The organism is Pseudomonas profundi (genome assembly GCF_008638305.1).
Taxonomy (GTDB): Bacteria; Pseudomonadota; Gammaproteobacteria; order Pseudomonadales; family Pseudomonadaceae; genus Halopseudomonas; species Halopseudomonas profundi.
Window position 1 is genome coordinate 45,811 of record NZ_VTPZ01000010.1, and the last position, 19,020, is coordinate 64,830.

The window sequence follows — 19,020 nt, forward strand, 5'->3', positions numbered from 1 at the left end:
GCTTGCCGCTTGTCGCAGACGCCTTAGAGCGTCCGCGCTACCTGGATCCGCTCGAATACTTCAATACGGTCGCCGGGACGCACATCGTTGTAGTTCTTCACGCCGATGCCACATTCCATGCCGTTGCGTACTTCAGCGACGTCATCCTTGAAGCGACGGAGAGATTCCAGCTCGCCTTCGTAGATAACCACGTCTTCGCGCAAAACGCGGATCGGGCGATTACGATGGACAGTGCCTTCGATGACCATACAGCCAGCGATATCACCGAACTTGGGCGAACGGAACACGTCGCGCACTTCAGCGACACCCAGGATCTGCTCGCGCACATCACTGCCCAGCATACCCGTCAGGGCTTTCTTGACGTCTTCGATAATCTCGTAGATCACACCGTAGTAACGCAGGTCGAGGCCTTCGCTCTCGATGATCTTGCGCGCCGAGGCATCCGCCCGCACGTTGAAGCCGAAGATCACCGCATTCGAAGCCAGTGCCAGGTTGGCGTCGGTTTCGGTTATACCACCCACCCCGCCGGACACGATCTTGACCTGAACTTCCTCATTGCCCAGCTCAACCAGGGAGCTTTGCAGCGCCTCCAGCGAACCACGCACGTCGGCCTTGAGCACCACATTGAGGGACTTCTTCTCGCCCTGGCCCATGTTCTCGAACATGTTCTCGAGCTTGGCCGACTGCTGACGCGCCATCTTGATCTCGCGGAACTTGCCCTGACGGAACATAGCAACTTCGCGCGCTTTTTTCTCGTCGCTGAGCACAGTCAGTTCATCACCCGCGCCGGGGGTACCGTCCAGACCAAGGATAGCCACCGGAATAGACGGCCCTGCTTCCTTAATGCTATTGCCGTTCTCGTCGAACATCGCCCGGACTTTGCCGTAGTTGACGCCCGCAAGTACAACATCACCCTGGCGTAGCGTACCGTTCTGAACCAATACAGTGGCTACCGGACCACGACCCTTGTCGAGACGCGATTCAACCACAACGCCGCGACCTGGAGCAGAAGGCTGAGCCTTGAGCTCAAGTAATTCAGCTTGCAGCAGGACAGCTTCCAGCAGCTCTTCGATACCGGTACCAACCTTTGCCGATACGTGTACGAACTGGGTATCACCGCCCCACTCTTCAGGAATGACTTCACGTGCAGCCAGATCATTCTTGATGCGATCCGGATCCGCGCCTTCCTTGTCGATCTTGTTGACGGCTACCACCAGCGGCACGCCGGCAGCTTTGGCATGCGCGACCGCTTCTTCAGTCTGAGGCATCACGCCATCATCGGCTGCAACCACCAGAATCACGATATCGGTCGCCTCGGCACCGCGAGCACGCATGGCGGTAAACGCCGCGTGACCGGGGGTATCGAGGAAAGTCACCATGCCACGATCGGTTTCGACGTGATAGGCACCGATGTGCTGGGTGATGCCGCCCGCTTCGCCGGAAGCCACTTTGGTGCGACGGATATAGTCGAGGAGGGAGGTCTTGCCATGGTCAACGTGGCCCATCACGGTCACGACCGGAGCACGACTCACGTCTTCGCCTTCGAAATGCAAGGCCTCTACCAGACGGTCTTCAATGTCGCTTTCCTTGGTGTGCTTGACCTGGTGGCCCATGTCTTCAGCGACGATGGTCGCGGTGTCCTGATCAAGCACCTGATTGATGGTCACCATGTTGCCGTTCTTGAACATGTACTTGATGACTTCAGCGGCTTTTACTGACATTTTTTGCGCCAGTTCAGCCACGGTCACGGTCTCGCCAATTACTACTTCTCGCACTACTGGTCCTGTCGGCTTCTCGAAGCCGTGCTGGTTGCGTTTCTTGTGCGCCTTGAGCTTGCCACCGCCGCCGCGACGTCGCGCGAGCGCTTCATCATCGTCAGATACGCGTGGTGCGTTGCGGCCTTTGGCCCCACCGGCGCGCTTGTTGCGGTTACGCTCATTATCGTCGTCACGCGTAGGCGCCGCCTTGCGCCGATGTTGCTCTTCTTTCTTCTTCGGCTGTTCGACCGGAGTCGGCTCAGCCGGCACTGCCGGAGGTGCAACCGGCGCAGCGGTTGGAGCTGCGGCCGGCTCAGGTGCGGCGCTGGCTGCGGCCGCCGCTTCCTGCTCAGCTGCCTTGCGCGCTTCTTCCGCTTGCCGTGCAGCTTCTTCTGCCTGCCGCTTGGCTTCCGCTTCGGCTGCCAGACGCGCCTCTTCAGCTATGCGCTGCTCTTCAGCTTCGCGCTGACGCTCAGCTTCCTGCGCATCAGGCTCGCGCTTGACGTAGGTTTTCTTCTTGCGCACTTCGACATTGACGGTTTTGCTACCCGCCACTTTCAGCGTACTCATGGTCTTGCGCTTGAGTGTAATCTTCCGCGGCTCGGAACCTGAGTCGCCATGGGCGCTTTTCAGGAACGTCAGCAGCTTCTGCTTCTCATCGTCTGTTACAGGCTGCTCGGCACTTGAATGTGCCAGACCGGCTTCCTGCATTTGTTGTAGCAGGCGCTCAACCGGAGTACCTACTACTTGAGCCAATTCTTTGACCGTCACTTCCGCCATTCACTTCTCTCCTCAGTCGGGTCCGTGCGTCTCCGCAGGGGGGTACCGCTATACCGACCGGTTATTCAAACCAGGGCGCCCGGGCAGCCATAATCAGCGTGCCGGCACGGGCTTCGTCAATACCATCAATATCCAGCAGATCGTCGACCGATTGCTCAGCGAGGTCTTCCATGCTGATGATGCCTTTTGCTGCAAGCTGGAACGCCAGGGCCCGATCAACACCTTCCATATTCAGAAGGTCATCAGCGGGCTGGGCTTCTTCCAGCTTCTCTTCGCTGGCAATCGCCCTGGTCAGCAGCCGATCCTTGGCTCGTGCGCGCAGTTCATTGACGATATCCTCGTCAAAACCGTCGATTTCCAGCATTTCTTCCATCGGGACGTAGGCAATCTCTTCAAGCGAAGTGAAGCCTTCTTCCACCAACATCTGAGCCAGCTCTTCGTCTACGTCCAGCTCTTCTATAAACCCGCGCAAAATATCGCCGGTCTCGGCTTCGCGCTTGGCGACGATGGCTTCTTCGGTCATCACATTCAGCGTCCAGCCGGTCAACTGACTGGCCAGGCGAACGTTCTGCCCGCTGCGACCGATGGCCTGCGCCAAATTGTCCTCGGCGACCGCAATATCGATGGTGTGGGTATCTTCGTCGAGGATGATCGACGCCACTTCTGCAGGTGCCATCGCATTGATGACGAACTGCGCCAGATTGTCGTCCCACAGAACGATGTCAACCCGCTCACCACCGAGTTCGCCGGACACTGCCTGCACGCGCGAGCCGCGCATGCCGATACAGGCACCCTGCGGATCAATACGCTTGTCTTTCGAACGCACCGCAATCTTGGCGCGGGAGCCGGGATCACGGGCGGCGCCCATCACCTCGATCAGCTCCTCGGAGATTTCAGGCACCTCAATACGGAACAGCTCGATAATCATCTCTGGCGCGCTACGTGACAGCACCAGTTGAGGGCCACGGTTCTCCGCACGGATCTCCTTGAGCAGGGCACGAATGCGGCTGCCGGTACGGAAGGTCTCACGCGGGATCATCTCTTCACGTGGCAGAACGGCCTCGGCATTGTTGCCCAGATCCACGATCACGCTGTCACGGGTAACCTTCTTGACTGTGCCGCTGATAATTTCGCCCAGGCGATCACGATAGGCATCGACCACCTGCGCACGCTCGGCTTCGCGCACTTTCTGCACGATAACCTGCTTGGCGATCTGGGCCGCGATACGGCCAAATTCGACGGACTCGATCTTTTCTTCGATCATGTCGCCGATTTTCAGATCCGGATCACGCGCTTCGGCCTGATCAAGCGTCAGTTGCATGTCGGGTTCTTCGAAATCCTCATCAGCCACCACAGTCCAGCGACGATAAGTGTCATAGCTGCCCGTTTGCCGATCAATCTGCACCCGTACATCTACTTCATCTTCGTAACGCTTCTTGGTTGCTGTGGCTAATGCCAGTTCCAATGCTTCGAAAATCACATCGGGCGGTACGCCCTTTTCATTGGAAACGGATTCCACAACCAGCAGCACTTCTTTGCTCATCGTATGCCTCGCCTAACGCCGTCCATTGGGGCCACTGGAGCCCGAAAAATGCTCAAAACCGCGGAATTATATTGCTCTTGTCGATAGAGTCGATGGGCAGCAGGTATTCGTGTTCCCCGACCTGAAGAATCACCTCATCGCCTTCAACACCGCGGATGACACCTTGAAAATTCCGCCGCCCTTCATACGGGACGCGCAATCTGAGTTTGGCCTGTTCACCAGTGTAAGCGGCAAACTGCTCCAGGGTGAACAGCGGCCGATCCATGCCAGGGGAGGACACCTCCAAGGTATAGTCCCCGGTGATGGGATCTTCAACGTCCAGTACGGCGCTTGCCTGCCGACTAACCTCTGCGCACGCTTCGACAGTAATCCCGTCCGGATGATCAATGTAAACGCGCAGGAGGGTGTGACGGCCCTGAGACAAATACTCAATGCCCCAACAACGATAGCCTAACGCTTCGATAATCGGGACCAGAAGTATTTCCAACTCAGATACTTTGCCGGACAAATTCACCACCTTTGCTTTGCATGAATAAAAAATGGGCCTTTAAGCCCATCCTGGTCGCTGGCCACTTCCGGGGAAGTCCAGACATCTAACAAAAAGCCCCTGAAAAGGGGCCTTTGACTGGTTGCGGGGGCAGGATTTGAACCTACGACCTTCGGGTTATGAGCCCGACGAGCTACCAGACTGCTCCACCCCGCGTCGAATCTAGGGCATGAATTATACGCCCGGCCGCCCAACAAGACAACCGGCACGCACAGCCCGAAAACAAAGCAGGGCCTGCCAAAGCAGACCCTGAGTGATTGGTGCGGAAGATGGGACTCGAACCCATACACCCTAAGGCACTACCCCCTCAAGATAGCGTGTCTACCAATTCCACCACTTCCGCAAAACGTTAGGCTTACTCGACGGCAGGTACATCATCCGTCGCAGCAGGAGCCTGAGGGGCCTGCTCTTCAAGAACAGGTATATCCTCGCTCAGAACCGGTGCAGCCGGCTCGGAGCGCAACACCGGATCAGGCAAACCACTGTCGAGCGATCGTGCTGCATAATCGCTGGCATAGTAGGCCAGACCCAGAGAAGTCAGAAAGAATACAGCGGCCAGCGCGCCTGTCAAGCGACTTAGAAAGGTAGCTGAACCCTGGCTGCCAAACACAGTGCCGGAAGCGCCGGACCCGAAGGACGCGCCTGCATCAGCACCCTTGCCCTGCTGGATCAGTACCAGACCGACCAGAGCAATTGCAGCCACCAGGTGAATAACTATAACTACCGTCTCAATCATTATGCTCGTCCCGCGGCACGCGCTATCGCACCAAATTCATCAGCATTGAGAGAGGCTCCACCAACCAGCCCCCCATCGATATCCGGCATCGCAAACAGCGCTTCGGCGTTATCCGCCTTGACACTACCGCCGTAGACAATCTGGACACAGCGGGCCTGCTCATCATCGAGCATTGCCAGCCGGCCGCGGATCATCGAATGTACATCCTGAGCCTCTTCCGGCGAGGCCGTCAAACCCGTGCCTATGGCCCAGACCGGCTCGTAAGCCACTACACCCTGGGCGAGACCGCCAACCCCGAACGATTCAAGTACCACCTGCAACTGGCGTCCGACGACCTCTGCGGTTTCGCCAGCATCGCGCTGTTCACGCGTCTCGCCGACACAGAGAATTGGCCTCAGACCACACGCCAGCGCGGCTGCAAACTTCTTGCACACTACTTCGTCCGTCTCGCCGAACAGACTACGCCGCTCGGAGTGACCAACGATCACATATTCACATCCCGCATCACGTAACTGGGCCGGCGACACTTCGCCGGTGAAAGCGCCAGGCTCGGCCTGGGTTGCAGATGTCTGTCCCGCAAGGCTAACGGACGAACCTTCAAGCGCTGCCCGACACTGCTGAAGATAAAGCGCGGGCGGAGCAATAACGAGATCAACCTCTTCAGGCCAATCCTGCTGATTCAACCCACCAAGCAAGGTCTCAACGGATTGCCGAGTACCGTGCATTTTCCAGTTTCCGGCGACCAGCGAACGACGCATGCCTAACCTCTCAGCTCAAGCGGGCGCCAATCTTACCCAAGATGCCCGGGCGAAACAACCGCATTCTGCTTACTTACCACTGAACAGTCTGCTGACCTGTTCAGCCAGAATACCGGCCTCGGCTTCCACCTGCTCAGCGTCCTGCCCCTCGACCATTACGCGGATTACCGGCTCGGTGCCAGAGAGCCGCAGAAGTACCCTGCCCGCCTCCCCCATACGCTGCTCCGCCTGGGTTATCCCGGCCTGCAGCTCAGGATGCTCAAGCGGCGAGACCGCCCCGCGCTGATAACGCACATTGATCAGTTTCTGCGGACACTTGTGCATGCCTTTGCGCGCCTCACTGAGCGTCGCGCCGGCGATCTGCAGAGCGCGCAACACCTGCAACGCGGCGATAATACCGTCGCCGGTTGAGGTGTGATGCAGGCATACCAGATGGCCTGAGGACTCACCACCGAGCGTCCAGTCGCGCTCGCGCAGCTCGGCCATCACGTAACGGTCACCCACCCTGGCCCGCACGAACGGCACATCCGCCTCTTTCAACGCCAACTCAAGCCCAAGATTGGTCATGAGTGTGCCGACCACTCCGCCGCGTAATATGCCGCGCTGCTGCATGTCACGTGCGATGATGAACAGCAGCTCATCTCCGTCCACCTCTTCGCCCAGCTCGTCGACCATCAACACCCGGTCACCATCACCATCGAAGGCAATACCCAGATGCGCGCCCGACTCGAGCACCGCCTCACGCAGCGCCGCCAGATCAGTTGAACCTACGCCTGCATTGATATTCAGCCCGTCCGGCTGGGCACCGATAACCTTCACTTCCGCTCCCAGCTCACGGAATACGTTCGGAGCAACCTTGTAGGTGGCGCCGTGGGCGCAATCGATTACTAGCTTGAAATTCTTGAAACTGGTGCTGGTCGGAACACTGCTTTTGCAATACTCGATGTAACGGCCCGACGCGTCTTCGACCCGAGCCACCTTACCCAGGCTAGCCGAGTCCACGACCTCCATCGGCGAATCAACCAGGCGCTCGATTTCGAGCTCCAGCTCGTCTGGCAACTTGCTGCCGGTAACCGAGAAGAACTTGATGCCATTGTCGAAGAAGGGATTGTGCGATGCGCTGATAACGATACCGGCATCAGCCTGGAAGGTTCGCGTCAGATAAGCGATTGCCGGTGTCGGCATCGGCCCCAGTAGTTGAACCTGCGCACCGGCGGCTGACAAGCCCGCTTCGAGAGCCGATTCGAACATGTAACCTGAGATGCGCGTGTCCTTCCCAATCAGGACCCGGCACTGGCCCTGGCGTTTGAATGCCATACCCACCGCCCAGCCCAGCTTGAGCATGAATTCGGGTGTAATAGGATGACTGCCAACCCGACCGCGGATGCCATCGGTTCCAAAATAGCGTTTTTCCATGTTGCGCAATCCTTCAAATCTGTCTTGTTCTGTTTGGGTCAGGCGGAGAGCACCGCTTCGATCATGCGAACCGCGTCCACGGTTTCAGGTACATCGTGTACCCGGATGATGCGCGCGCCCTTGGTAACAGCGAGGACTGTCAGGGCGATACCACCGAATAAACGCTGATCTACCGGCCGGTCAAGTGTCTGACCGATCATGCTTTTGCGCGACACGCCCACCAGCACAGGCAAGCCGGACGGCTGCAACGCATCGAGTCGATTGAAAAGCTGAAGATTGTGCTCAAGCGATTTGCCGAAACCGAAACCCGGATCCAGCACCAAGCGCTGGCGCGGAATACCCGCCGCTTCACAGGCGGCGACTCGCTCGAGTAAAAACTGATTCACCTCGTCGAGGACCGACGCGTAGACCGGAGCCTGCTGCATGGAGACCGGCTCGCCCTGCATGTGCATGATGCATACAGGCAACCCGGTCGCGCCGGCAGCTTCGAGCGCGCCAGGCCGGCACAGAGCGCGTATATCATTGATAAACCCCGCTCCCGCCCTGGCGGACTCGGTGAAAACCTCGGGCGTGCTGCTATCGACCGACACCACCGTATCGAAGCGTGCCTTGATCGCCTCGACCATTGGCACAACGCGCTCGACCTCCTGCGCAACGGACACCGGGGCCGCGCCGGGTCGGGTCGATTCACCACCCACATCGATCATTGTCGCGCCAGCGGCGAGCATTTTGTCTACGTGCGCCAACGCCGCGTCCATCCGCGTGAAACGGCCACCATCGGAGAACGAGTCGGGAGTGACATTGAGAATACCCATGATATGGGTACGGGAAAGATCAAGCTCCCGATCACCACAAGGCAACCGGGAGCTGTTAGACAGGTTAGTCATCGACGTTTCAGTGTTCGCCAGCAGGGCCGCCGATTATACCGCCATCTTTGGGCTTGTCGTCGCCTGTTGTCACATCCGTAGCGGGATCATCACCGACACTCGCCGAAGCACCTGGGCCCTGGCTATCATCGCCTTGCCAACCTTTGGGCTCGCGAGGAGGGTTGCCACCCATGATGTCATTGATCTGCTCGGCATCGATGGTTTCGTATTTCATCAACGCCTCGGCCATCATGTCCAGCTTATGGCGATTATCCTCAAGCAACTGGCGCGCAGTGCCGTAGCATTCATCAATAATCCGGCGCACTTCTTCATCGATCAGCTTGGCTGTCTCACCGGATACGCCGGCAGACTGACCACCACCCATACGGCCGAGATAACCTTCGTTCTCGTCTTCGCCGTACATCAGCGGCCCCAGCTTCTCCGACAGACCCCACTTTGTCACCATGTTCTTGGCTAATTGCGTAGCGCGCATGATGTCGTTGGACGCACCCGTCGTTACGCCCTCGAATCCGAGGGTCATTTCCTCGGCAATACGGCCACCAAACAACGAACAGATCTGACTGATCAGAGCGCGCTTGGACAGGCTGTAACGATCCTCTTCCGGCAGAAACATGGTCACACCGAGCGCTCGGCCACGCGGAATGATCGAGACCTTGTAGACAGGATCATGCTCGGGGACCAGTCGCCCGACGATGGCATGTCCGGACTCATGATAGGCGGTGTTGAGCTTTTCCTTGTCAGACATGACCATGGATTTGCGCTCTGCGCCCATCATGATCTTGTCTTTGGCCATCTCGAACTCTTTCATTTCCACCAGGCGCTTACCGGCCCGCGCAGCAAACAGCGAAGCCTCGTTCACCAGGTTGGCAAGGTCAGCACCGGAGAAGCCTGGCGTGCCACGCGCGATATTGGTCGGCGCCACATCGTCACCCAGCGGCACTTTGCGCATGTGGACCTTGAGGATTTGCTCGCGGCCGCGGATGTCTGGCAAGCCAACGACAACCTGGCGATCGAAGCGGCCCGGACGCAGCAGTGCGGGGTCAAGGACGTCCGGACGGTTAGTGGCCGCCACAACGATAATACCGTCGTTTGGCTCGAAACCGTCCATTTCCACCAATAGCTGGTTCAGGGTTTGCTCACGCTCATCGTGACCACCACCCATACCGCCGCCACGGTGACGGCCGACAGCGTCGATCTCGTCGATAAAGATGATGCAGGGGGCGTGCTTCTTCGCCTGCTCGAACATATCGCGCACGCGGCTTGCACCGACGCCGACAAACATCTCGACAAAATCCGAACCGGAGATAGTAAAGAACGGCACCTTTGCTTCGCCTGCAACTGCCTTGGCCAGCAATGTCTTACCGGTACCCGGCTGCCCTACCATCAACACGCCGCGGGGAATATGCCCGCCCAGACGCTGGAACTTGCCCGGATCACGGAGAAACTCGACCAGCTCGCTGACTTCTTCCTTGGCTTCGTCGCAGCCCGCAACATCCGCAAAGGTGGTCTTTACCTGATCTTCGGTCAGCATTCGCGCCTTGCTCTTGCCGAAGCTCATCGGACCGCCACGCCCCCCTGCCCCGCCCTGCATCTGGCGCATGAAAAACATGAAGATGGCGATGATGATCAGAATCGGGAAGCTGGCTATCAACAACTGGGTCCAGATGCTCTGCTGCTCCGGCTGCTTGCCCTCGATGATGACGTCATTCTCGAGCAGATCACCAATCAGCCCGCTGTCCTGTATCGCCGGGCGAATCGTGGTGAAGGTAGTGCCGTCGCGGCGACGCCCTTCAATCTCGTAGCCGTCAACAGTCACGCGTTCAACCTGACGATCTTCGACCATCTCGAGGAACTGGGTGTAATTGAGGGTATTGGTTTCGGTGGGAGTACTGAAATTGTTCATCACCGTCACCAGGACCGCGGCAATGATCAACCATAAGATGAGGTTTTTCGCCATATCGTTCAAATCGCTACCCTCTTGCCCCGCCGCGACAGCGACCAGGCCTGACTGAAATCTTTATATATGTACTACCTTACACCAGTTTCTGGCGTGACGGCAGACGCGGCAATGTTACGCGCTATGTCGCCGCACTCACGCTTGCGGACCTTTGTATCCCTTGGCCAGCAGGTAGGTTTCGCGGGACCGGTCTCTGGATGCCCCTGGCTTACGGGTGACCAGCTTGTCAAACTGACCTCTCATTTGCCGGAAGTACTCATCAAAACCTTCCCCATGGAACACTTTAACCAGAAAATTGCCACCGGGACGCAGAACCTGCGCCGCCATATCCAGCGCAAGCTCGCACAGATACATGGCCCTTGGCTGATCCACTTCAGGCGTACCACTCATATTGGGGGCCATGTCGGAAATAACAAGATCTACCTGCTGATCGCCGATCGCCTGCAGGATCGCCTCGAATACCGCATCCTCGGTGAAATCGCCTTCAATGAAGGTTACATCCGCAATGCTGTCCATGGGCAGGATATCCGAGGCGATGATCCGCCCCTTGTCGCCAATCAGACGACTGGCAACCTGACACCAGCCCCCCGGCGCCGCACCCAGATCCAGAACGGTGATACCAGGCTTGAGCAGCCGGTCCTTTTCCTGGATTTCCAGCAATTTATAGCTGGCACGTGAACGATAGCCGTCCTTTTGCGCCTTCTTGACATAGGGGTCGTCGAAATGTTCTTTCAGCCAGCCTTTGCTGGTTTTGGATCGAGCCACGGAATACCTCGTGCAGCGAATGTCGCCGCCAGTTAAACTAACCTGTCTATCGAGGAGCCTCTGAAGAACGTAGCGAGCGAAGGTCAGGCAAGGCGAAATCCGACGAAAGAGCGCAGTTTACGTGTTGTAAATGAGCATCTTGAGCAGGACTTCAACGCCGCATGGCCGAGCGCAGTAGTTATTCAGAGGCTCCTACATTCAATGAACCTGGAACGCATACAGATATTATGGCGCTTAGCTCCGAACAGAAAAAAGCCTACAAACGTATTGGTCACCATCTCAAGCCGATCGTAATGATCAGCGAAAACGGCCTCAGCGAAGGCGTGATGGCCGAACTTGATCGTGCACTCACTGATCACGAACTCATCAAGATTCGCCTCAGTGTTGCCGATCGCGACAGCAAGCAGGCGCTGATTGAAGAATTATGCAAAAACAGCGGCGCGGAACTGGTGCAGGTTATTGGCAAGATGGCAATTCTGCTGCGCAAGGCTAAAAAGCCCAACGCTCAACTATCCAATCTTGTGCGCTACAAGAACATGTGACCGCGTCACAGCTAACGTCCGGCTTCATCCGGACGTGGCTGTAGAATCAGAATCAGCCCCGCAAAAGCCACAACCAAATAGCACAACAGCTCGATGTAGACCGCTGCTGTAAAGGATCTCGCGCTGAAGAAGATTGCAGACGCCGCCAGCACCAGCATCAACAACTGGCCACGTAAATCTTTCCACCAGCCCACACCTGTCGCCGACCAGACAATGACCAGCTGAAGCACCGCGCAGACGGCAGCAAAAGCCACCATCAACGGCCGCATAAAGCTACCAATCTCTTCGGTCAGCATCGGAGCGAGACCGAAGCTTTCCAACGCGGGCAACAGGACGAAATGCAGCATCCAGATGCCGCCCACCCACAGCGTCACGGTCAGCTGCCAGGCAACCCGACCGCTACGCATGGCTGGCACGGCGGCCGATCCGCTCACAGATGCCGCACCTCTACCACTTCATACTCAACCACACCGCCAGGTGTCTTGACCGCAACGATGTCGCCCTCTTCCTTACCGATCAGTGCACGAGCAATCGGCGAACTGACCGAGATCTTGCGCGTCTTGATGTCCGCCTCGTCCTCACCGACGATCTGATAGACCATCGCCTCATCCGTATCGACATTGGCAATCTCGACCGTGGTGCCGAAAATCACCTTCCCCGAATGCGGGATAGTCGTGGGATCGATGATCTGGGCGTTGGACAACCGGCCTTCTATATCGCGGATACGCGCCTCAACCATACCTTGCTGCTCCCGCGCAGCATGGTATTCAGCATTCTCTTTCAGATCGCCCAGCTCCCGCGCTTCGGCAATCGCCTGGGTTATCTGCGGACGCATGGTGTTCTTGAGATGCTTCAACTCTGCTTCGAGCGCTTCTGCGCCCTGCTTGGTCATCGGGTATTTCATGAATCAAGCCCCCTCATGCAGATCCTGGAGACGCCGTACCGCACGCTCAGGACCAAATTTCAGTGCCATGCATACAGCCTGGCCACCAGCCAGGGTGGTTGTGGAGTAGACCTTGTGCTGCAGTGCATTGCGACGGATTGAATAGGAATCGGCGATCGATTGGCGCCCCTCGGTGGTGTTGATCACCAGACGGACTTCATCGTTCTTGATCATATCGACGATATGCGGACGCCCTTCCGTGACCTTGTTCACCCGGCGCACCTTATGTCCGGCTGACTGGATCACCTTGGCGGTGCCGCTGGTTGCGACCACATCGAAACCCAGCCCGATCAGTTCGCCGGCCATCTCGGCAACAAACGGTTTGTCGTCTTCACGGACACTGAGGAACACCGTGCCGCCCTGCGGTAGTGTTTCACCGGCACCAAGCTGGGACTTGGCAAACGCTTCGGCGAAATTATCGCCCACACCCATTACTTCACCGGTTGACTTCATTTCCGGCCCAAGGATCGGGTCGACACCGGGGAACTTGGCGAACGGGAACACGGCTTCCTTGACGCTGTAAAACGCGGGCACGATCTCTTTGGTGAAACCAATTTCCTTGAGCGTCTTGCCAGCCATCACCCGCGCCGCAATCTTCGCCAGCGACTGGCCAATGCACTTGGACACAAAGGGTACGGTTCGCGACGCGCGCGGATTGACCTCGATGATGTAGATGCGATCGTCCTGCAACGCCAACTGCACGTTCATTAAGCCCACCACACCGAGCTCAAGCGCCATCTTCTTGACCTGCTCGCGCATCTCGTCCTGGATATGCGCGGGCAACGAGTAAGGCGGCAGCGAACAGGCGGAATCACCCGAGTGCACGCCAGCCTGCTCAATGTGCTGCATGATCGCGCCAATCACCACATCGGTGCCATCCGACACTGCATCCACATCGACCTCAATAGCGCAGTTCAGGAAATGGTCCAGCAATACCGGGCTGTCGTTGGAGACCTTCACCGCATCGCGCAGATAACGCTTGAGTTCTTCTTCCTGGTAGACGATCTCCATCGCCCGGCCGCCCAGCACATAGGATGGGCGCACGACCAGCGGATAGCCGATCTTGCCAGCGGCGCGAATCGCTTCGTCCTCACTGCGTACGGTGGCGTTCGGTGGCTGCAACAGGTTCAGACGCTCGACCATCTGCTGGAAGCGTTCGCGGTCTTCGGCACGGTCTATCGCTTCAGGACTGGTACCGATGATCGGCACACCGGCTTCTTCCAGCGCGCGCGCGAGCTTCAAAGGGGTCTGGCCGCCGTACTGTACGATGACGCCCTTGGGCTTCTCCACGCGGACAATTTCCAGCACGTCTTCAAGCGTTACCGGCTCGAAATACAGACGGTCTGACGTGTCGTAGTCGGTCGACACGGTTTCCGGGTTGCAGTTGACCATGATGGTTTCGTAACCATCGTCGCGCATCGCCAGCGCAGCGTGAACACAGCAATAGTCAAATTCGATGCCCTGCCCGATACGGTTCGGACCACCTCCCAACACCATGATCTTTTCACGGTCTGAGGGATTGGACTCGCACTCTTCCTCGTAGGTCGAATACATATATGCCGTGTCGGTAGCGAACTCGGCAGCGCATGTATCCACCCGCTTGTATACCGGGAAGACATTCAATTTGTGCCGGTGGCGGCGCAGGCTTTTTTCACTGACAGCCAGCAACTCGGCGAGCCGGGGATCCGAGAAGCCCTTGCGCTTGAGCCGGAACATCAAGTCGCGGTCGAAATCAGCCAGACCCAGCGTCTTGACCCGCTCTTCGTCCTTGATCAGATCTTCGATCTGCACCAGGAACCAGGGATCAATATTGGTCAGCTCGAAGATTTGCTGCATGCTCATGCCCGAGCGGAACGCGTCACCGATGTACCATATGCGCTGCTCGCCAGGCACGGTCAGTTCACGCACCAGATCAGTCTGGGCATCGCTGCTGTTCAGATCGACCTTGGGATCCAGACCTGAGACCCCGACTTCCAGCCCACGCAGGGCTTTCTGCAGGGATTCCTGGAAGGTACGACCGATGGCCATGACCTCGCCAACAGACTTCATCTGCGTGGTCAGACGCGCATCAGCATTGGGGAATTTCTCGAAGGCGAAACGCGGAATCTTGGTCACAACGTAATCAATGGAAGGCTCGAAGGAGGCCGGAGTGCGTCCACCAGTGATGTCGTTGCTGAGCTCATCCAAGGTATAACCCACGGCGAGCTTCGCAGCGATCTTGGCGATCGGAAAACCGGTAGCCTTGGAGGCCAGCGCCGATGAACGGGACACGCGCGGGTTCATTTCGATAACAACCATGCGGCCATTGACCGGATTGATACCGAACTGAACGTTGGATCCGCCAGTTTCCACGCCGATTTCGCGCAACACCGCCAGTGAGGCGTTACGCATCACCTGGTATTCCTTGTCGGTCAGCGTTTGCGCTGGCGCTACGGTAATGGAATCCCCGGTGTGCACGCCCATCGGATCGAAGTTCTCGATGGCGCAGACAATGATGCAGTTGTCCTTGGTGTCGCGGACCACTTCCATCTCGAACTCTTTCCAGCCGATCAATGACTCATCAATCAGCAGCTCGTTGGTTGGCGACAAGTCGAGCCCGCGGGTGCATATTTCTTCGAATTCCTCGCGGTTATAAGCAATACCGCCACCCGAGCCGCCCATGGTGAAGGAAGGACGAATAATGCAGGGGAAGCCGACCTGATCCAGGACGCCATAGGCCTCCTGCATGTCGTGGGCGATCCCCGAGCGCGGGCATTCCAGACCGATGGCTTTCATCGCCTTATCGAAACGCGAGCGGTCCTCAGCCTTGTCGATGGTGTCGGCATTGGCACCGATCATCTCGACGTTGTACTTCTCCAGTACGCCATGCTTTTCCAGATCCAGCGCGCAGTTCAGTGCCGTTTGCCCACCCATGGTCGGCAACACCGCATCCGGGCGCTCCTTCTCGATGATGCGCGCTACTGTCTGCCATTTGATCGGCTCAATATAAGTGGCATCAGCCATCGCCGGATCGGTCATGATGGTCGCAGGGTTGGAGTTGACCAGAATGACCCGGAAGCCCTCTTCCTTCAGTGCCTTGCAAGCCTGGGCACCGGAGTAGTCAAACTCGCAGGCCTGGCCAATGACAATCGGACCAGCGCCGATAATCAGAATACTTTTGATATCTGTACGTTTTGGCATAGTCGTCTAAAAATCCTAAGTGAACCGGCGGCTTAGCGGCGTTTGGCCATGGTCTCGATGAAACGATCGAACAGCGGAGCCACATCGTGCGGGCCCGGGCTGGCTTCAGGATGACCCTGGAAACTGAACGCTTCTCTGTCCGTCAGCTCGATGCCCTGCAGCGTGCCGTCAAACAGGGACTTGTGTGTCGCCCGCACGTTGCTCGGCAGGGACGATTCATCCACCGCAAAGCCGTGGTTCTGGCTGGTGATCATCACTTCACCGGTACGTAGATCCTGCACCGGATGGTTGGCACCATGGTGCCCGCTGGGCATCTTCACTGTGCGCGCGCCCACTGCAAGAGCCAGCAACTGGTGCCCAAGACAAATGCCCAGCATCGGCGTGTCGGTCTTCAGCAGCTGCTGAATCGCCTCGATTGCATAATCACAAGGTGCTGGGTCACCCGGTCCGTTGGCCAGCAGGATGCCATCGGGCTTCAAGGCAAGCGCATCCGCGGCAGTGGATTGAGCCGGCAGGACCGTCAAACGGCACCCGCGTGCAACCAGCATGCGCAGGATGTTGTATTTGATACCGTAATCGAAGGCCACTACGTGGTAAGGCAGCTCACTTGCTTCGATCTCTGCATGGCTATTGCTTTCCAGGCACCACACACTTGAGCGCCATTCGTAACCTTCCTTGACGCTCACTTCCTTGGCCAGGTCCATGCCGTTCAGCCCCGGGAACTCACGAGCCAGCTCGAGCGCGCGCTCTTCAGTAGCGTCTTCGCCGGCAAGAATGCAGCCATTCTGCGCGCCTTTTTCTTGCAAGAGGCGCGTGAGACGGCGCGTATCGATTCCGGCGATGGCGACTGTACCGTTCTCGACCAGATACGCGTCCAGCGGCTGGGTGTTACGCCAGTTACTGGCCAGAAGCGGCAGATCACGGATGACCAGGCCGGCGGCCCAGACCCTGAACGATTCGCTATCGTCCGCCACAGTCCCGGTGTTCCCGACGTGCGGATAGGTCAGCGTAACGATCTGGCGCGCATAGGAAGGATCAGTAAGGATCTCCTGATAACCGGTCATGGCTGTATTGAAAACAACCTCACCTACGGTCTGACCGTCGGCCCCGATGGACTCGCCACGGAAAATGCTGCCGTCGGCAAGGGCGAGAATGGCTGGCTTGGACAAGAAAACCTCCGAAAAGAGCGGACAAGTTTTACTAAACGCGGGCTGCACAAAAGCGGGAACGAGGTGTTGGACACTTCATCCCGTTTACATTTTGAGCATTGTCAGATGCGCGCTGGATAGACAGATTAGCCCGGCATTCTAAGGGATCGCTCGACATATATCCAGACCGAAGGATCGCAGCGCCCCTCAAGCCGGCACCGAACCGTCGATCTATTTCGCTCAGGACACATTGGCAATTTGTTCCATATGCTGTAGCAGTTGTGTTAAAACAACTGTGAACGGATACAGCCCAGCCACTGATGCTGTGAAGCGCAGGAGCTGTGACAATAAAAAAAGGACCGGAGAGACCCCATGATACCGCGCCTAAGACGCTATATGGTGTTGGCACTGCTCAGTGTCGCGCCCATGATACATGCAGCAGAACTTCAAGAACTGCAAGACCTCCACGAATTCCGCAGCGATGGGTATGTTACCGGCACCTACGTGCTGATCGACAATAACCTGTTCGAGCGCGTACGCGAACCCGGCAATCGCGAGACCTACAACACCGCATTGAAGAACATGGATCAGCTGTTGCGCAAAATGGGCAACCCTACCGAGCTGCGCAGACCCTATGACGCACTGGTAGCCCTGATTCGTCAGCTTGAAGGCCAGTCAATCGAAGAAGCTCATTACCATCTGGCGACAGTCAACCAGATCATGATGGCCCACGCGGAACTGGACAAGGCCGTAGCGGCCGAATACGACTTGCTGGCCAAGGACGCTCCAGAGGACCTTCTCGCCCTGCACCGTCAGAGCTTGGAAACCAATCAGATTCTGCTGCTCTATCAGAACAGCATGTTCAGCTCCATTGGCGTCTATTTTGTTGAAGCCAAAGAAGGCCTGTTCAACGAAATGGATGCTCGCATTACCCAGCGCGCGAATGAATTGCGCGAGCTGTTTCCCGAGTTGAACGCCACCTTCGATCAACTGGAAAAACAGTACGAATTCATCAAGCCGCGACTACTGGATCACCGTGCGGACTGGGTGCCAACCATCGCTGCGTTCTATCTGCTACGTAACACCAGCACCCTCAACAACCTTTCCCGCGACGCCCTCAACCGCGACGCCTGAGACCGGTCGGTCCGGGTCCGGATGTAGCGCCTTGGCTCTTGCCGAGCACAGGCGCTACCAAAGCCTGCAGATGGTTCAGTATCACGAGCCGTCCCGGCTCTATCTGCAGGCGGCGTCAATCACGCAGGGATAACACATCCTGCATGTCATATAGCCCGGCCTTCCGTCCGGCCAACCAGATAGCCGACCGCACCGCACCCTTGGCGAACGTCATCCGGCTTGAAGCCTTGTGCGTGATTTCCACGCGCTCGCCTTCGGTAGCGAACAGGACGGTATGGTCGCCCACCACATCACCGGCCCGGACCGTTGCAAAACCAATGGCCTGGGGATCCCGCGCTCCAGTTTGGCCTTCGCGCCCGTACACGGCCACTTTCTGCAAGTCACGACCGAGCGCCTTGGCGACGACTTCACCCATACCCAGGGCGGTACCGGAGGGTGCGTCAACCTTATGTCGATGATGCGCCTCAATAATCTCGATATCAGCTTCATCGCCCATGACCCGTGCAGCCATATCCAACAGCTTGAAGCACAGGTTGACCCCTACGCTGAAGTTCGGCGCAAAGACGATCGGAATATCCTGCGCCGCCTCGGCAATGACGGCCTTCTGCGCATCAGAGAACCCGGTAGTACCGATAATCATGGCCTTACCGGCATCACGGCATAGCGCCAGGTTAACCATAGTGCTGGTCGGATGAGTGAAATCGATCAGCACATCAAACTCATCGAGCACATCCTCTAACGCGCCACTTACCGCGATCCCCAACCGGCCTACGCCAGCCAGTTCGCCGGCGTCAGCGCCGATCAGCGAACTGCCGAGCCTTTCGGTTGCGGCAGTCAGAACAGCCGCACCCTCGGCCTGACTGACCGCTTCGATCAGCGTTTTGCCCATGCGGCCGGCTGCACCGATTACCGCTACGCGCCTCATTT

Annotated in this window: 16 protein-coding genes and 2 tRNA genes; 2 read left to right on the plus strand and 16 right to left on the minus strand. The window is 57.7% G+C overall.

The window, feature by feature from the left end; all coding sequences use genetic code 11:
• Positions 1 to 23: 23 nt before the first annotated feature.
• From infB to rlmE, 11 genes are all read right to left on the minus strand, one after another.
• A complete protein-coding gene (gene infB / locus FZE95_RS13740) occupies positions 24 to 2,537 on the minus strand; it encodes a translation initiation factor IF-2 (RefSeq protein WP_150301439.1) in 2,514 nt (837 codons plus the stop codon).
• A 61-nt stretch (positions 2,538 to 2,598) separates the two neighbouring features.
• Positions 2,599 to 4,080, minus strand: a complete 1,482-nt coding sequence (gene nusA / locus FZE95_RS13745; protein ID WP_150301440.1) for a transcription termination factor NusA — start codon at positions 4,078 to 4,080, stop codon at positions 2,599 to 2,601.
• 52 nt (positions 4,081 to 4,132) lie between these two features.
• Positions 4,133 to 4,588, minus strand: a complete 456-nt coding sequence (gene rimP, locus FZE95_RS13750) for a ribosome maturation factor RimP (protein ID WP_150301441.1) — start codon at positions 4,586 to 4,588, stop codon at positions 4,133 to 4,135.
• 118 nt (positions 4,589 to 4,706) lie between these two features.
• Positions 4,707 to 4,783 (minus strand) — tRNA-Met (locus FZE95_RS13755).
• A gap of 102 nt (positions 4,784 to 4,885) precedes the next feature.
• A tRNA-Leu gene (locus tag FZE95_RS13760) sits at positions 4,886 to 4,970 on the minus strand.
• A 12-nt stretch (positions 4,971 to 4,982) separates the two neighbouring features.
• Entirely contained in the window at positions 4,983 to 5,363 is a 381-nt protein-coding gene (gene secG, locus FZE95_RS13765) for a preprotein translocase subunit SecG (RefSeq protein WP_150301442.1), read from the minus strand.
• Positions 5,363 to 6,121, minus strand: a complete 759-nt coding sequence (gene tpiA, locus FZE95_RS13770) for a triose-phosphate isomerase (RefSeq protein ID WP_150301443.1) — start codon at positions 6,119 to 6,121, stop codon at positions 5,363 to 5,365. Before tpiA ends, secG begins: the two co-directional genes overlap by 1 nt.
• Before the next feature lie 69 nt (positions 6,122 to 6,190).
• Positions 6,191 to 7,537, minus strand: coding sequence for a phosphoglucosamine mutase (glmM, locus tag FZE95_RS13775; RefSeq protein ID WP_150301444.1), 1,347 nt, complete (start codon positions 7,535 to 7,537; stop codon positions 6,191 to 6,193).
• Positions 7,538 to 7,575: 38 nt separating this feature from the next.
• Entirely contained in the window at positions 7,576 to 8,424 is an 849-nt protein-coding gene (folP, locus tag FZE95_RS13780) for a dihydropteroate synthase (protein ID WP_150301445.1), read from the minus strand.
• A gap of 7 nt (positions 8,425 to 8,431) precedes the next feature.
• Positions 8,432 to 10,381, minus strand: coding sequence for an ATP-dependent zinc metalloprotease FtsH (gene ftsH / locus FZE95_RS13785; RefSeq protein ID WP_150301543.1), 1,950 nt, complete (start codon positions 10,379 to 10,381; stop codon positions 8,432 to 8,434).
• Between the two features lie 135 nt (positions 10,382 to 10,516).
• Complete coding sequence (gene rlmE, locus FZE95_RS13790; RefSeq protein ID WP_150301446.1) at positions 10,517 to 11,146, minus strand: 23S rRNA (uridine(2552)-2'-O)-methyltransferase RlmE; 630 nt, start codon at positions 11,144 to 11,146, stop codon at positions 10,517 to 10,519.
• 227 nt (positions 11,147 to 11,373) lie between these two features.
• Here rlmE and yhbY point away from each other — a divergent pair, with 227 nt between their 5' ends.
• A complete protein-coding gene (yhbY, locus tag FZE95_RS13795) occupies positions 11,374 to 11,688 on the plus strand; it encodes a ribosome assembly RNA-binding protein YhbY (RefSeq protein WP_150301544.1) in 315 nt (104 codons plus the stop codon).
• An 11-nt stretch (positions 11,689 to 11,699) separates the two neighbouring features.
• Here yhbY and FZE95_RS13800 read toward each other — a convergent pair whose 3' ends face one another.
• From FZE95_RS13800 to carA, 4 genes are read right to left on the minus strand one after another with little or no spacing between them, the layout of a single operon-like run.
• The gene (locus tag FZE95_RS13800; protein ID WP_223825069.1) at positions 11,700 to 12,122 is read right to left on the minus strand and encodes a DUF4149 domain-containing protein; all 423 of its coding nucleotides are present in this window, start codon (positions 12,120 to 12,122) and stop codon (positions 11,700 to 11,702) included.
• Positions 12,119 to 12,592, minus strand: coding sequence for a transcription elongation factor GreA (gene greA, locus FZE95_RS13805; RefSeq protein ID WP_150301447.1), 474 nt, complete (start codon positions 12,590 to 12,592; stop codon positions 12,119 to 12,121). The genes FZE95_RS13800 and greA overlap by 4 nt, the downstream gene beginning before the upstream one ends.
• 3 nt (positions 12,593 to 12,595) lie before the next feature.
• Positions 12,596 to 15,811, minus strand: coding sequence for a carbamoyl-phosphate synthase large subunit (carB, locus tag FZE95_RS13810; RefSeq protein WP_150301448.1), 3,216 nt, complete (start codon positions 15,809 to 15,811; stop codon positions 12,596 to 12,598).
• A 32-nt stretch (positions 15,812 to 15,843) separates the two neighbouring features.
• A complete protein-coding gene (carA, locus tag FZE95_RS13815; RefSeq protein WP_150301449.1) occupies positions 15,844 to 16,980 on the minus strand; it encodes a glutamine-hydrolyzing carbamoyl-phosphate synthase small subunit in 1,137 nt (378 codons plus the stop codon).
• A gap of 351 nt (positions 16,981 to 17,331) precedes the next feature.
• On the opposite strand from carA, the gene FZE95_RS13820 reads away from it, so the two are divergent.
• Positions 17,332 to 18,093: a hypothetical protein gene (locus FZE95_RS13820; protein ID WP_150301450.1), complete on the plus strand. Its 762-nt coding sequence runs from the start codon at positions 17,332 to 17,334 to the stop codon at positions 18,091 to 18,093.
• A 115-nt stretch (positions 18,094 to 18,208) separates the two neighbouring features.
• Here FZE95_RS13820 and dapB read toward each other — a convergent pair whose 3' ends face one another.
• The gene (gene dapB, locus FZE95_RS13825; RefSeq protein ID WP_150301451.1) at positions 18,209 to 19,018 is read right to left on the minus strand and encodes a 4-hydroxy-tetrahydrodipicolinate reductase; all 810 of its coding nucleotides are present in this window, start codon (positions 19,016 to 19,018) and stop codon (positions 18,209 to 18,211) included.
• Positions 19,019 to 19,020: the final 2 nt, after the last annotated feature.

Bases quoted from the DNA above. Each gene is read 5' to 3' on its own strand.
- ftsH (WP_150301543.1), bottom strand. From the start codon at position 10,381: ATGGCGAAAAACCTCATCTTATGGTTGATCATTGCCGCGGTCCTGGTG.
- folP (WP_150301445.1), bottom strand. From the start codon at position 8,424: ATGACTAACCTGTCTAACAGCTCCCGGTTGCCTTGTGGTGATCGGGAG.
- secG (WP_150301442.1), bottom strand. From the start codon at position 5,363: ATGATTGAGACGGTAGTTATAGTTATTCACCTGGTGGCTGCAATTGCT.
- tpiA (WP_150301443.1), bottom strand. From the start codon at position 6,121: ATGCGTCGTTCGCTGGTCGCCGGAAACTGGAAAATGCACGGTACTCGG.
- greA (WP_150301447.1), bottom strand. From the start codon at position 12,592: ATGAAATACCCGATGACCAAGCAGGGCGCAGAAGCGCTCGAAGCAGAG.
- infB (WP_150301439.1), bottom strand. From the start codon at position 2,537: ATGGCGGAAGTGACGGTCAAAGAATTGGCTCAAGTAGTAGGTACTCCG.
- glmM (WP_150301444.1), bottom strand. From the start codon at position 7,537: ATGGAAAAACGCTATTTTGGAACCGATGGCATCCGCGGTCGGGTTGGC.
- nusA (WP_150301440.1), bottom strand. From the start codon at position 4,080: ATGAGCAAAGAAGTGCTGCTGGTTGTGGAATCCGTTTCCAATGAAAAG.
- FZE95_RS13820 (WP_150301450.1), top strand. From the start codon at position 17,332: ATGATACCGCGCCTAAGACGCTATATGGTGTTGGCACTGCTCAGTGTC.
- dapB (WP_150301451.1), bottom strand. From the start codon at position 19,018: ATGAGGCGCGTAGCGGTAATCGGTGCAGCCGGCCGCATGGGCAAAACG.
- yhbY (WP_150301544.1), top strand. From the start codon at position 11,374: ATGGCGCTTAGCTCCGAACAGAAAAAAGCCTACAAACGTATTGGTCAC.
- carB (WP_150301448.1), bottom strand. From the start codon at position 15,811: ATGCCAAAACGTACAGATATCAAAAGTATTCTGATTATCGGCGCTGGT.